The sequence below is a fragment of the Ureibacillus sp. 179-F W5.1 NHS genome (assembly GCF_045369345.1).
In the GTDB taxonomy this organism is placed as follows: domain Bacteria; phylum Bacillota; class Bacilli; order Bacillales_A; family Planococcaceae; genus Ureibacillus; species Ureibacillus halotolerans.
Genome location: NZ_JBIQFG010000009.1, coordinates 38,659 through 53,849, shown reverse-complemented (window position 1 = coordinate 53,849; position 15,191 = coordinate 38,659). Strand labels below are relative to the sequence as shown.

The following is a 15,191-nucleotide window of genomic DNA, read 5'->3' as shown; positions in this document are numbered from 1 at the left end:
ATTCATATCGTTCAAAAATTTATATAAAGTATATCCAATTATTTTCAACTTCAACTAAAGACGATGGTTATCCCATCGTCTTTAGATTTGTCATGCATGCTAAGTATTATTTAAATGCGTCAGCTAAGTTTGTGTTTGCTGATTCTGTTTCAAAGTAACCTTGATCTACGTTCGTACGTAGAAATGTTACATATTGATTTAAGATGTCTTCGTATGTTTGGAAATATTGATTTGAAAAGCTGTTATAAGAATCGATTGTTGCTTGAGAAGCTTCCCCTTCCCAAGTATTCCCTAAGTTTAAAATCGTTTTTTTACTGTTTTCTAATTCTTCACGTAAACGTTTATTTAACGTTTCGATTGTTGATGCAATTTGATTTACCTGTCCAGTATCAACGCGAATATGTCCTGCCATAAAAAATCATCCTCTCTATTAATTCGTTAATTTTTGTACAGAAGAAATGTTTGCTTGTTGGCGTTGCTCATAGTTTTGTTGTTGCGTTTTTAATGCTTGGCTAGCTTGCTCTAGGTGATTCGCCATCGCTTTTAAATCTTCTGAGAAGCCAGTAATTTGGTTAACGAAGGCTAAGTTGTCCTCCCCTTCCCATGCTTGCCCCATTGTACTTGCTTGTTGTAAAAGCTGAGTATAAATATCAGTATAAGTACCTGCAAGTTCTGAGAATTTTGCTGAAGCTTGGCCTAGTTCCTCTGGTGTAACGCGAATACGTTTGCTCATTCTTTTCGTCTCCCTTCAATTCATAATAAATTTATATCAACATTAGTTTCGAGCCGTTTTGAATACCGAGCTCTGAAACTGTCATGTTAATATTGAAAATAATGCTTGTTTCAAAATCACATAAAATGGTTTCATTGTTTGCTTTAAATGTTCCTCCAGATAAATCAGTGATTAAAGCACTCACAACAGGTAGCACTTCACTTAATCGACTTTCCAAAGGTAGATACACATCAAAGCTTCTATTCGATGCAGGTAGAAAGATTTCAACTAACACTTTGTTCATCAAATTCTTCCTCCTTTATCGGATTTAACAATTTCACTTTTGTCGCTTTCCCATTTCGTACAACATATCCAAACTCATCTGTCATATCAATATCAGCACGCATTTCGGCATTTACATTTTTAATTTCCAATTTAAATTGATCGGTAATGCCCGAACCAACCCAAATGGCATCCGTTAAGCTGACATTTTGTTTAAACCATTGTTCAAACGTTATGCTTGATAAGTTTTTCGATTGTTCTACTAAAATAATCGTAATATTATATTTAACATTACCTTTTTCAAGGATAAGCTCTAGTTTTTTAGCATCTTCACCCGTTAACTGGGATTTTAATGCCGTAACAGATTGAATCATATAAACCCTTTGTTCAAATGGTTCAATCTCTGTTCCAGATTCTAAGGCGTCTTTATACGTATTATTACGGTATAAGACTAAACTAAATAATTCATTGATCGCTTGTTTGCAAGCTTCTAAAGATTCGTGGCGTATAATATGAGGCGAATCCATTACCTCTAATTCACGCTTGAAATCTATTACTTCAATTGGAAGAGTTGTTTTTTGACCGATAAATTGGGCCAGCTCTTTTCCAAATATATTTGAACCTTCTCCATTTGAAAGAACAAGGTTAATATAAAATTTATTAAATGGATAGTGGGTTACATTTAATGATGATTTTTCAACACCCACTGGCAGATTTAATGTATTTTCAGCTGAAATATAATTAGATAAAAATTCGATATCCACATTCTTCGGTAAAATCGGGATACGTTTTGCTCCCGGTTTGCCCCATGCCTTTTGAGCTTCATTACACATATTGACGATAAATGGATAAGGAATATTCTCTTCCGTTATATGCGCCACTTGGAACTCATACACTTTATCTAATTTAATTAATCCGCGTCCTTTATGTTTCGATGGAACTAATCCACCCGTTTTCCCTACAATCATTGTGTAGTCATTTTCATCATTTAACTGTAAAGCGATTTGTTGCTTAAAGTTTTGTAACAATCGGAACCTTACAGAGTTTGCACTTAAAGCCGTAAGAACAAAGTAAATACCATATTTCATTCCTTCACGGGATAAATAGGCAACCGCCTCTTCCTTCTCTTCAAATAATTCTGTGAAGGCAGAGAAGTTATTAATTGCTACAACGATGGAAGGAACCTTATTGCCTGTTAGACGAATATAGGAAGCTTGATCTCCACCATAGTCAGCAAACATTTTTTTACGATTCGAGACTTCTAATTTCAACATGCGGAATAAATTACTTACTTTTTCTCCTTCATGGGCGTAAATAACATCTCCAACATGTGGTGCCGATTCAAAAGCACGTAAAGTTTCAGAAGCAAAATCTAATAAATAAATATTGACTTCGTCTGGCGTATGCTCCTTCATTAACGATGTAACCATCGTATTTATAAACGTTGTTTTCCCACTACCTGCAGCACCATATACGACTACATTTCCTTCCTGGGTTAAAGGAAGGCGCAATACATCTTGCTTTTGATTTTCAGGATCATCGTATTCCCCAATAAGCGGATTTAATGCAATTGAAGTTTTTGGTTGAGGATACTTTTCCATTAAAGCATCTAATAAAATCATGCTTGGAATTGGCTCTAACCATAATTGACGAATTTTAATATTTTCTTCATCAGCAATTTTATTTAAATATTGGGTAATGACGTCTAATTGTTTTTTCGGATTGCTATTTAACGCTTTCTTCTTATCGTATTTTCCTTCTCGTAATGGTCTTCCGTTGCGATCAATTACGACGATACTATTGTCCTTTTCAACTACAATTTTGTCAGATGGATAATACGGAGCTCCCGCCCAAGCAGATTGACCCAATTCAAACAGCTCATTATACCCTACTTGTAAGTAGAATCGACCTGTATCTTTCAATTCGGCAGCTTCCGGACGTTTCAGCATATCCATACTATCTGCTTTATCTTGAACTTTCAGGCTGACACGGAATCTACTATTACTCCAAATTTGATCATCCACGATTCCACTTGGCTTTTGGGTTGCTAATATTAAATGCACCCCTAAACTACGACCGATACGTGCCGCACTGACAAGTTGCGCCATAAACTCAGGCTGTTGGGTTTTTAACTCAGCAAATTCATCTGAAATAATGAATAAATGTTGTAATGGTTCATTTACGACACCTTCACGATATAGACGTTGATATTTATAAATATCGATATTGCTCTCACCAACTTGTTTACTTGCTTGTGCAAATATCGCTTGGCGTCTTTTTAATTCACTTTCAATCGATACGAGGGACCGTTTAATAGCTGCCCCATCTAAGTTCGTTATAATACCTGCTGTATGAGGTAAGTTTTCGAAGGATTTTGCCATACCGCCGCCTTTATAATCGATTAAAATAAAGGCCACTTCATTTGGATGGTAATTCACAGCAAGAGATAATATATACGAAATTATAAATTCACTCTTACCTGAACCGGTCATCCCAGCAACTAAACCATGGGGACCATGGAATTTCTCGTGTAAATCCAACATAAATGTTTCGCCTAAAGTGTCTACCCCGATTTCAGCTTGTAAAGATTTTGTCGGGTCATTTTCTTTCCAGCGAGTTAAGGAATTCAAATGTTCTACCTTTCCAACACCGAATAATTCGAGGAATGTAATAACTTTCGGTAAATTAAATCTTCCATCGGAAATATCTAAGGGAATATTCGCTAATTGGATACTTAATTTTTCAGCATCTGCCTTTACGTCAATATCCGGTTCGAATTCTACAATTTTTCCCGAAATATCATTTTTATCGAATAAATAACCTTTATTATTTTTCAGTTCGACTACTTTTGTACATTCCTTTGGTAAATGTTTTAACTCATCGTAGAACGTTACGACACTCATCATTAATTGTTTTTTCTCTCCAAATAGCTGTTTGAACATTTCACCACGTTTGGCAAGTTCTTTACTCATAGAGAAAATGACGTAATAAGGTTTAACTTCTTCGATTTCTGAATCGTTCGCTTGTTTACGAGATTCGATTTCCTTCTCTAAATAAGCAGATAGTTCTTTCATTTCATTTTTATCACAAGCGATAAAACGGAAAGAACGCTCGTTATTCCAAACGTGGGGAAGCCATTTTGTAAATTTAAATATTTCTTCTTCATCTTTATCGTAAACGAACACCATTTTCAGCTCATCATAACTATATAAAGCTGATAGTTGGAAAATGAGCCCTTTCGCAAATTCGATACTTTTTTCCCGCTCGCCGATAACACCCGCAAAGCGATCTTCATATAATGAAATGGTTTTTGGAACATTTTCTAATATCTTTGGTTCTTCACATAATGTATATAATTCTTCTTGTAAATTATCATCTTCGATTGAGAACTTTTTCTCTGCAAATTTAATTTCTGCATTTAACTCTTCTTGGCCTAATCCAACTCTTAATTTTAAGAAGTCATCTTGTCCAAAATCCCGCTCCCATAAATTACGTCCTCTATTTTCAATCCGGCCAATACAATCGTCCACCGTTACAATATTTTCATGTAATATGGCCGACTGTCGATCACATTCATCTTTAAAAATTGCGGCAAAATGATCCAAATACTTTTTATATTTTTCTTGGCGTTTCTTTTCTTTTTTCCGTCTCCGTTTTGCATCATACTTTTTGGAAAGAATTGGCCATAAAATCGTACCGATTAACATACTACAGGACATGATAATTGCCGGAGTGGCAGCTGCTATATTACCGTTAGCCATCGCATTATTAATGGCGAAAAGGGCAGTAGCCATAGAAGCCATCCCCATCGTTACGGATGGTCCGATGACAAGCATAATCGGCATTTCTTCACCAATTGCATTTGGAGGAGGAGAATCTACTTTAAACACAGGTTTTTCAATGTCCCGTTTAAATCGGGGAGAACGATAAAAATAATCAGGTTCTATGTTTTCAATTTCTTCTTCATCTTCATTGATTTCCTCTATCTCTTGCGGCTCAAAGCGCTGTAATAAAGGAGATTTAATATGTAAGCTTCCATCTGGATTATTACAAGCAATAAAACAACTTCCTACAATAATTTTAAAACCCATTACGTATATTAAGTCGCCAAAGTTTAAATCTTTTTCTGAAACCCGTTCCCCGTTTACATACGTACCATTCGTACTATTTAAATCCTTAATACGCCACTGATCCTTATGCAAGCTGAGTTTGAAATGTGACCCGGATACAAAACGATTATCTAACACAAAGTCATTTTGTTCAGAACGACCAAATGTAATTTCCATGTCACGATCCACTAATAATTTCGTGAACTCTTGACGGTCTAATGTATTTGGTTCAGTAAAAATGAAAGTTTTATCTGTGTCGTCTTTGACACTTAGATTGTAAATACTTAAAGGGCTTAAAATCGTATTTTTAATTCGGCTGCCTTTTGAATCTAAAATGGAATAGTTTTTATTTGATTTTAATATCCATTCTTGTTTAGAAGATGCTTCTATACTGATTAGTTCTTTCGTATTTGCATTATCATATATCCAATATTGACCTGTAACTTTTTCAGGCAAAATAGTAGAAGAAATACTCTTTTTACTTAGCAATGTGACGATCACTTTTATTTAACCTCCTGAAAAAGTTTTATATTACTGAAAAATAAGTTTTTTTACCAATTATTACTCATTTTTTTGGTATTTATTTCAAAACCCATTATCTACTATTTCCTATTAAAGGTAAATGACCCTTACCTACCAATTATTAATTCAAAGAAGGACCATTTAACTATAAAAAAAATGAGCATTTACCTTTTATATACAGGTAAATACTCACTATTACATCCAAATATTTCTAGTTTATACGTTCAATTTTAACGGAACATTAGGGTGTGCTAATTCATACCCACATGCAACGATGGCACTTTCCGCAAGGACAATAAGAGAATCAATGTAACGATTACTTAGCTTTAGTTCTTTATTTACTATTGATAGCTCTGTACAACCTAATATGATTTTATCGCAGTTCATTTGAAGCATTGCTTGCTCGATTACTTGCCATTGGGAAATCGAAACTTCTTTGCCTGCCTTCACATAGTCATATATAACTGACATGACTTGCTGCTGAATCATGCCATTTGGAATAACAGGTTCAATATGCTGTTCCATTAAAGCCCTTTGATAAACACCTGATGTTAATGTGCCATCTGTGGCTAAAATCCCAACTCGTTTTGCTCCTAACGTTGCAGCTCTTTTCGCCGTCTCGCGTATCATATGTAATACCGGGACGGGGGAAGCCATCTGCAATTCATCATAAAAACTATGGGCTGTATTACAAGGAATACAAATTAAATCTGCTCCAGCATTAGCAAGCTTTTTAGCATCGTTTATTAAATAAGGAACTGGATTATCCTTTGTTTGATCTAAAATATATGCTGTACGATCTGGAATCGAAGTATCATTATCGATAATAGTATGGACATGTTCTTGATCTTTTGATGCCTTCGTACGGCGAACAATCATTTCGCCTATAAACATAGTTGCTAACGGTCCGACACCACCAATAATACCTAATGTTTTTCTCATTCTTCCAAACCTTTTTTGTTAAAGTATTTTTTATATTTACGGAAATAATTTAAATTATTTAACGTTAGTTTAACCCAACGTTTCGGATTCATGTCTTCTTTATAAAACAATGAGTTTGTCCATTTTCCTTGGCGAATTAAACTTTTTGCTTCAATTTTCATCTTTTCATTGGAAGCGTATTTAAATAATACGCCTTTTGGAATAATCATCCATAAATGTTTGTTGTCCGCATATGTTAACTCTTGCTTAATGTTTAACATATAATCATCTGCAACATATTTCATTAAGTTATAGCCAGCTGCTGTAACAAAATAACTTGAGCGTCCGTTACGCAAATTAATTTCAAATAGCTTGTACTCACCGTCACGCACGTCATATTTCATATCGAAGTTAGCAAAACCTGTGTACCCGATATCTTCTAAAAAGAAACGAACTTTGTCCATTAATTTTTCATCGAACGTAGTAATGATTGCCGCATAACTACCGATTCCTTCAGGTGAGTGCTCTTCCAAAATTGGATTTCCAAGGCACATTAATTTAACTTTGCCGTCTTTTCCAACATACGCATTTAATACACGCATATAAGAATCATCACCAGGAATGAATTCTTGTACAATCATTGTATCTTGATAAGAAGAACTGTAAATTGCTTTTAAAATAGCCGTTTTTTCTTCTTCATTATTTGCCACAAACACTTTCTTTTTCCCTGGGAATTTACATGCCCAATAAGCTACTGAGTTGGATGCCTTTAAAATAATTGGATATTCAAAAGGTGGCGTGAAGTTTTCATAGTTATCAGCAGTAACCGTTGTTGTACCAGGATATTTAAAATCATATTTTTCACACATTTTATAAAAGTTTTCTTTTAATAAAATTTGATCCATTAACGATTCATCTATATATGGCACCGTGAAATATTTTTCAAGTTCTGGCTTATTTTTAATAATTAACTTCGCATAATCATCGCCACAAGCGAGTAATAACAATTTCTTATCAGGAAATTGCTTTGCTACTTTTTCAAGGGCAGGAACAAATACATCCTGTTCATTTAATTTATCAATTTGTTGAAAGTTTAAAATGCGACTATCTTGGGTCGCTGTTAAATGGGAGCGCCCTAATACGAGTGGCTTTAATCCATAAGCCTCGTAAAATGCTCGCGCCATGCCATAAGCGTTCATGTCAGAACCTAATAATATTGGTAAAAATGGTTGTTCCATTATGTTTCAGCTCACTTTAGTTGTTTTAGTAGTTAAAAATAAAATTGATCGATGTAATTGAATGAAATTTGACTTACTGAGAAACGGTAAATTTTACAGTCATGTCAGTATAAAAAATAGTTTATCACATTTTAGAAATATGTTAATAAGGATACGTAACTAAAATTGCCTTTCCCGTAAATTTTCCCATTAATAAAAGTGCTAGTCGTTTTTTCACTAGCACTTCAAACGATTATACCGCTTCAATCACTAACGCAATTCCTTGTCCGCCGCCAATACAAAGACTAGCAACAGCATACTTCCCTCCACGTCGTTTGAGTTCATAAGCTGCGGCTAAAATGATTCGTGTACCACTCGCTCCAACTGGATGTCCTAATGCTAAAGCGCCACCGTTTACGTTTGTTATGTCGCGATTTAATCCGAGTTCTTTTTCTACAGCTAAGTACTGGGCTGCAAAGGCTTCGTTTACTTCGACTAAATCTATATCATGTAGCGCTAAGTTAGCCCGTTGTAGAGCCAGTTTTATTGCAGGGACTGGACCAATCCCCATAATGGAAGGATCAACTCCCGCAACTCCCCAAGAAACAATACGTGCTATAGGTTGTAGGTCATTTTCTTTTATAGCTTTTCCACTTGCAACTACAATAGATGCCGCACCATCATTTATACCTGACGAATTACCAGCAGTAACTGTTCCATCCTTTTTAAATGCAGGGCGAAGGGTCGATAAGCTTTCTATATTTGTGTTGTCTTTTATATGTTCATCGATTTCAATGGAAATTTCACTTTTCTTTAACTGGACAGTGAAAGGTACGATTTCTTCTTTAAAATAGCCCGATTCCCGCGCACGGGATGCTCTTTTATGCGATAGAAGGGCAAATTCATCTTGTTCTTCACGAGATATGTTATACATTTCAGCTAGTTTTTCTGCAGTCATCCCCATACCTGATCCAGTATATTGATCCGTTAATGTAGCTTGTAGCATATCAACAAATTGTAAGTTCCCCATTTTTGATCCATTGAATCGTTGCTCAAAATTCGCATAAGGAGATTGGGACATGTTTTCAGTTCCACCAGCAAGGATAATATTCCCTTCCTCTAATAAAATATGTTGAGCTGCTGTCACAATCGATTGCATCCCTGAACCACATAAACGGTTTAACGTTAATGCAGGAACTTCCTTTGGAACACCTGCTTTTAACCCTATATGCCGTGCTAAGTAGGAGGCATTTACATTGGATGCAATGACACTCCCATAGATGACATGGTCGATTTGTTCCGGTCGAACATTGGATCTTTTCAATGCTTCTACTGCAGTGGATGTGCCAAGTTCCACTGCATCTACTTTAGAAAAGGAACCGCCAAAGGATGTAAAAGCAGTACGTGCACCATCTACTATATAAACATTTTCCATCTATTTCCCTCCCTTATAAATGAGTTGCTTTACTTTGTTGCGGTCTTAACGTATGTTTCAATACTTTCCCCGATGCATTACGAGGTAATTGATCTAAAAATTCAACTTCAATCGGCACTTTATATTTTGCCAGCTGTGTACTACAGTATGTTACGATTTCTTCTTCAGAAACGGTGTGACCCTCTTTCAATACAACAAACGCTTTCGGTACTTCCCCATATACTTCGTGGGGTACACCAACAATGGCCGCCTCTAAAACTTGTGGAATTTGATATAATACTTCCTCCACTTCGATTGGGTAAATATTTTCACCACCGCGAATGATCATATCTTTCTTTCGGTCGACAATATATAAAAAACCTTCCTCATCGAAACGACCTAAATCACCCGAATAAAGCCAATCATTTTTAATCGTATTCGATGTCTCTTCCGGATTATGAAGGTAACCTTTCATCACTTGGGGACCTTTTACACAAATTTCTCCTACCTCACCTACTGCCACTTCTTCTCCAAAAGAATCCACAATTTTAATTTGTGTACGGGTTAACGGTTTGCCAACAGAACCAATTTTCTCTAATGCATATTCATCTGTTAATGATGAAGCGGCTGGCGAATTTTCCGTTTGTCCATATAAATTTTGAACTTTCACTAGAGGGAAAGTGTCTTTTAACCGTTTTACTAGCTCATAGGGCATCGGCGCTGCTCCATAGCAAAACAATCGTAAATGTTCAAAATGATAATTTGTTAACTCTGGCATATTTAATAAAATCGTGTACATCGCTGGAACACCAAAGAAAATAGTAGCCTCTGTTTCAACTAACTTTTTCAATGTACGACTTGGTGAAAAGGCTTCTTCAATTACCACTGCACCACCTTTAAACATTGTTGGTACAGCAAATACATGACTTCCTGCACAATGGAAAAGAGGGGTACAAATATACATCCGATCATCTTTTGTCATGTTCATCGATTCAGACCAAATAGCTGCTGTTTCATAAACATTCTGATGGGAAAGCATGACTCCTTTTGGCTTCCCAGTCGTACCCGACGTATACATAACGACTGAAGTATCATTTCCTTGTAATGAAACAGGCTCATATTGAACAGAGTCAGCTTGAATTATTTCACGTATTTTGGATAAATTGATTTTTTCTTTAAAGTTATAAGTAGAATCTTTAATTGTCTCTTCCATTTTTTCATCAAAAATAAGTACCTTTGCTTCTGAATGCATAAAAATATATTCTACTTCAGGAGGTGCAAGCTTTGTATTAATTGGCATAATTGTCAATCCTGCAAGCTGTACCCCATAATAAACAGCCATAAACAAGTCCGAATTAAGCATAAATTGCGCAACGATGTCTCCTTTTTTATATCCTTGCTGTTGCATGTAACCCGCTATTTTCTGCGCATTATTTAATAGCTCCCGATATGTCCATCGATTCCCTTCAAATTCAATTGCCGATGCATCTGGCCTATCCATCGCATGTTGTGCTAATACCTCCGTAATAAACATTCCCATTCCCCCTGTTATCATTTGTGAACAACCGAATATCCCCTAATCCATACTTTTGTTACTTCAATATTTCCTTTGCAATAATCCCCTTCATAATTTCTGTCGTCCCAGCATAAATCGCTGCTACTGGAATATCTCTAAATCGTCTAGCAATCTCATATTCTTCCATATAACCATACCCCCCATGAAGTTGAAGACATTCGGCAGCAACTTTTTTTGCCATTTCACTGATCCACCATTTCGCCATTGAAACTTCCTTTACTAATTTTTCTCCTGCGATATGTTTTGCTACTAATGTATGAATGTAGTTCCGTCCAATATCAATTTCCGTAGCCATTTCCGCTAATTTAAATTGTGTATTTTGAAAATCGGCAATTGAACGGTTAAAGGCCTTTCGAGATTTGACATATTCCTTCGTAATGCGGAACATTTCCTCTGCTTCCACTTGCACTTCGATGGCTACTAGCAGACGTTCCTGTTGTAATTTGTCCATTAAATAGTAAAACCCTTTTCCTTCTTCCCCGAGCAAGTTTTCAGCAGGGACTTTTGCATCTTCGAAAATAAGTTCACCTGTATCTGATGAATGCATTCCGATCTTGTTTAACTTTTTTCCCCGTTTAAATCCAGGCGTGTCTTTTTCTACAACGATTAAACTAATCCCTCTGTGAGATGGATTAACGTTTGGATTCGTTTTGCAAACAACGACGACGAAATCAGCATTAATTCCATTTGTAATAAATGTTTTTTCGCCATTTAATATATAAAAATCTCCTTCCCGATAAGCCGTCGTTTGAATACCTGCTAAATCAGAGCCTGCTCCTGGCTCAGTCATCGCAATAGCAGAAATGAACTCTCCTGTTATACTTTTTGGTAGCCACCTTTTCTTTTGTTCCTCCGTTCCGTATTGTTCAATATACGGAATGACGATATCTGAATGGAGGACAATGCCACTAGCAAGCCCTGCTCCTACCCGTTCTAACTCTTCTGCTAAAATCATAGAATAACCAAAATCAAGGCCTAATCCACTATACGTTTCACTTACCATCGGACATAAATATCCCTGTTCCCCTAACTTTGACCAAAAGGCTCTCGGTACTTCCCTCTTACGTTCCCATTCCTCGAAATATGGATAAGCTTCTTTTTCTAACATTTTTCTCAAGGTTCGCCGGAACATATTATGTTCTTCTGAAAAGAAATCCCCTGACATCTCTATCTCCCCTATCAGTTGTTGGATTTTTCTGAAAATATAATTAAATTTTAACAATGCCCTATGAACTATTCAATATAAGGACATAGAATTTATTTATATTTTTTCAAGAATATCGAGGCATAAAGTAGAATATAAAAGAAAAAGTGCCACCTTTAACTTAGGCAGCACCTTCTATTAACTATGTTTTTTCTCATCGGGAGATTCTTTTCTAAAAACTTCAGTAATTAATTCATCATCTTCTGTTTTTACACGTTTATTTAATTCTTGTACTGGAATTGCGTCTACAGTTTGCATATCTTCATGTAAATCAAAAAGGCTAATATTCTCTGAATCGACCATATCCGGTTTATCTGTTATAGGTAAATCTTCAAACACCTTTTTCGATTCGGGAAAGGAATCTCTTTCTTTATTCATGAATACCCACTCCTTTTTACTTAGTGTGTGTGAGTATCGATAAATTATTCCAAAGGATTAAGCCATTAAATAGGTTAACTGCTCGGAAAAGCTAATATTATTCGGGTTCCAATTTCGAGCAGGGCAATCCTTTATTTCGTATCGTAAACCTAAACTATTTATGAATTCAATGAATGTTGAATCGAACCAAGGTGGACTCCATGCTCCCGATCGACAAATATGGATAGCACGTATTTTTATTTTTCCTTGAATATCATTAAATTTTAAATAGTTTACATTATATAAACGGTTGATTTCTTTAAAAAATGATGGTTTTTCTAAAGTGTAAGGGCTATAAACGATGTTCGCCTGTTCAATTACATCTTCATGTAATAGTTTCCCTAACCAATTAGCACAATTGACATCAAATTTTAAAGAGGATAATCCGCCATACCCTAAATCAGAGTGGGCATCGAAAAGAAATACTTCGTCACATTGATACATTTTAACAAGATCGTAGGATAAGGCATGGGAATCCGATACAAAAACAGGAGTGTCACCATCATAATGAAATACTTTTTTAATTTTGCGCCAAAAAGTCTTCGTCTCTTCAGAAAGTTGGTATAATTTTTGTAAATTGATACCCTTACTTTTCGCCTGTAAATATCGTTTATACCAATCATCTAATATGGTTCGTTTATTTTCAACGAATGATACAATGTTTTGATTTTTTGTGGAAATAAAATAGTCCCAATCAATGGATAATAAGCTATTTGTCAATTCTATCACCTCAAAATCAATATCGAATAGTAAGCTCATATAATCATATGGGCTTACTATATCAATCTTAATTTTTAAAAATTTTAATTTCAAATGATAGAACAACCTTATTTAATCGTTCCATTTCTCAGAAACCCACGTGCAAAAAAGATCATAATCTTGATTGACTTGTTCTTTATAGGCCATTGAGACAAAAATAATTTGATTGCAAAACGTTTCAAAGTCTTGACCAATTGCATTTAAAATTTCTTCTTCACTTTCATGGTTGAACAGTTCGTTTTCCGTATTAACATCTGCCCGAGCATGAATTTTAGCGGTCACTTTCCCCATAATTTGGACAGTTGCTTCAAAATCCTCTGACGTTAAAAGGGAAGTTATTTTCACTTTCTTTTTATAAGGTGAACGTTCCCGCACGTAAAACTCCCGTCCGTCAATTGTTAAATAACCAAGATAAGGATCTTCTAAATGGTGCATTGCCTTTTGAGTTGCCACAACCCGTTTCCCTTGATGGTCGTATTTTTTCCAAAATTTTTCGCGATAAGGTAGAAAGTAAGCTGGTATTGGGGTGCGTACTTCTTTTACTTCAAGTACTAAATCATCCACTCCGTTTGCATCCTTTTCCCCTTCAATTAAAATGTAATATCGATCTAACCCAATAGAAGCTGTACCTGTGCCATGTTTTCTCGCAATATCTTTTATTGTATAAAAGGAAAAATCTTTTTTATCTTCTATATCTAACGAATGGAAGTAGTTCTCCGTTAACGTTTTAAGCATCGTACTTTCTTCAAAGGAAACCGGCTCAATTTCTTCTGACCAAGAAAATACTCGTTTCCCCTCATTGTTAATGTAGGTAATATCTTTTAACAAATGGTCTCGTTGTCTTTTCCCCAGCTTTTTTAAAACCTTTTTTACAGGACCCTTTGTATTTTGTTCAGTAAAGGTTAAACTAAACGGATCATCCTTTCCTTTTTTAAACCGTTTCAATTGATGGTAATAGGCATCAATATATGCTTTTATTTGTCTTTGTTGCTCATGATTAGAGAGTCCTTGAGCTTCACAAGATAATGCAATGCTTACAGATATACGTATAAGATCATATAAATAGGAACCTATGTATCCTTCATCAAAGTCATTCACATCGTAAACAATCTCGCCTTTTTCGTTTTGAAAAGCCCCAAAGTTTTCCATATGTAAGTCACCTTGAATCCAAGTCGGTTTATCAATACTTGTATGAAAGGAAAACGGAATTTTTGACATATCATAGTAAAATAAATAAGCACTGCCTCTAAAAAAACGAAAAGGACTTTCCATCATTTTTGTATACTTCATTTTTCTTTTCTCATCACTCAATACCATACAGTGTCCATCAAATTCATTCAATACTGTATCAATAACTAATTTTCGTAAAACTTCCCTTGTGTCTTTCACACGGTTTAATAACGCTTCCATAACAACCCCTCCTTTTCTCATATTACAATTATACCCATTATTTCAAACCAATTGAATGAAAATAAAAAAGAACCCAGATGGGCTCTAATTATATGGATGAATTTTCTTTTTAACTTCCTCAACCTTTGTAGTGCTGTATTGTTTCGTGTTATGTCCACCTGTTTTAGCTAGCAATTGCAGCACTTCTTTATAGGACATACCCGCTTCTGCATTTTTTCGTTTTACTTCTTCTATATCAGTTCCAGCAACAGTAAAACGATGTCCATTGTTATCCATCTTTCCATCACCCCGCTAAAGGATATAAAAAACGCCCCATAAAGAGGCGTTTTGCGTTTTTCCAAACTAGAACTTATTCTTACCTTGTTCTGCTTGTTGGTTTTGGCGTTTTACTTCATTGATATCAGTACCTGTCACTGTTTGATTTGCAGAAGGTCCTGATTGAGCAAACGGTCCTGCTTCTTGAGCGATTTCTTCTCTTACTTTTTGTGGGTTTGTCCCGATAGATGGGTTACCGAAAGATTGTTTCCCTGCTTGTCCAGCTTGTCCTGTTTTACCGAAAGCAAATGGACCCGCTTCTTGAGCGATTTCTTCTCTTACTTTTTGTGGGTTTGTCCCGATAGATGGGTTACCGAAAGATTGTTTCCCTGC

14 protein-coding genes are annotated in these 15,191 nt (G+C 35.6%); all 14 read right to left on the bottom strand.

Annotated features, from left to right (window positions below):
* Positions 1–106: 106 nt before the first annotated feature.
* Positions 107–412, bottom strand: a complete 306-nt coding sequence (locus tag ACH0B5_RS06450; protein ID WP_122971533.1) for a WXG100 family type VII secretion target — start codon at positions 410–412, stop codon at positions 107–109.
* An 18-nt stretch (positions 413–430) separates the two neighbouring features.
* Positions 431–733 carry a WXG100 family type VII secretion target gene (locus tag ACH0B5_RS06445; protein ID WP_341362673.1) on the bottom strand — a complete coding sequence of 101 codons (303 nt, stop codon included), beginning with the start codon at positions 731–733 and terminating at the stop codon, positions 431–433.
* A gap of 31 nt (positions 734–764) precedes the next feature.
* Complete coding sequence (locus tag ACH0B5_RS06440; RefSeq protein WP_122971531.1) at positions 765–1,016, bottom strand: ubiquitin family protein; 252 nt, start codon at positions 1,014–1,016, stop codon at positions 765–767.
* Positions 997–5,604: a type VII secretion protein EssC gene (gene essC, locus ACH0B5_RS06435; protein WP_406927598.1), complete on the bottom strand. Its 4,608-nt coding sequence runs from the start codon at positions 5,602–5,604 to the stop codon at positions 997–999. The genes ACH0B5_RS06440 and essC overlap by 20 nt, the downstream gene beginning before the upstream one ends.
* Positions 5,605–5,841: 237 nt before the next feature.
* Positions 5,842–6,567: a cysteate racemase gene (gene cuyB / locus ACH0B5_RS06430; RefSeq protein WP_122971529.1), complete on the bottom strand. Its 726-nt coding sequence runs from the start codon at positions 6,565–6,567 to the stop codon at positions 5,842–5,844.
* Entirely contained in the window at positions 6,564–7,784 is a 1,221-nt protein-coding gene (locus tag ACH0B5_RS06425; RefSeq protein WP_122971528.1) for a carboxylate--amine ligase, read from the bottom strand. Before ACH0B5_RS06425 ends, cuyB begins: the two co-directional genes overlap by 4 nt.
* 232 nt (positions 7,785–8,016) lie before the next feature.
* On the bottom strand, positions 8,017–9,198 hold the full coding sequence (locus tag ACH0B5_RS06420; RefSeq protein ID WP_341362675.1) for an acetyl-CoA C-acetyltransferase: 1,182 nt from the start codon (positions 9,196–9,198) through the stop codon (positions 8,017–8,019).
* Positions 9,199–9,211: 13 nt separating this feature from the next.
* Positions 9,212–10,717, bottom strand: coding sequence for a class I adenylate-forming enzyme family protein (locus tag ACH0B5_RS06415; RefSeq protein WP_406927597.1), 1,506 nt, complete (start codon positions 10,715–10,717; stop codon positions 9,212–9,214).
* 52 nt (positions 10,718–10,769) lie between these two features.
* Positions 10,770–11,918, bottom strand: a complete 1,149-nt coding sequence (locus ACH0B5_RS06410; protein ID WP_406927596.1) for an acyl-CoA dehydrogenase family protein — start codon at positions 11,916–11,918, stop codon at positions 10,770–10,772.
* A 177-nt stretch (positions 11,919–12,095) separates the two neighbouring features.
* Positions 12,096–12,335 (bottom strand): hypothetical protein, encoded by a 240-nt coding sequence (locus ACH0B5_RS06405; protein ID WP_122971525.1) that lies wholly within the window; start codon positions 12,333–12,335, stop codon positions 12,096–12,098.
* 57 nt (positions 12,336–12,392) lie between these two features.
* The gene (locus tag ACH0B5_RS06400) at positions 12,393–13,187 is read right to left on the bottom strand and encodes an arginase (protein WP_341362679.1); all 795 of its coding nucleotides are present in this window, start codon (positions 13,185–13,187) and stop codon (positions 12,393–12,395) included.
* 18 nt (positions 13,188–13,205) lie between these two features.
* Positions 13,206–14,543, bottom strand: coding sequence for a DUF2252 domain-containing protein (locus tag ACH0B5_RS06395; RefSeq protein ID WP_406927595.1), 1,338 nt, complete (start codon positions 14,541–14,543; stop codon positions 13,206–13,208).
* Positions 14,544–14,627: 84 nt separating this feature from the next.
* Positions 14,628–14,819, bottom strand: a complete 192-nt coding sequence (locus ACH0B5_RS06390) for a gamma-type small acid-soluble spore protein (RefSeq protein ID WP_406927594.1) — start codon at positions 14,817–14,819, stop codon at positions 14,628–14,630.
* A 66-nt stretch (positions 14,820–14,885) separates the two neighbouring features.
* Positions 14,886–15,191 (bottom strand): hypothetical protein (locus ACH0B5_RS06385; protein WP_406927593.1); only part of this gene is annotated, 306 nt, incomplete at its 5' end.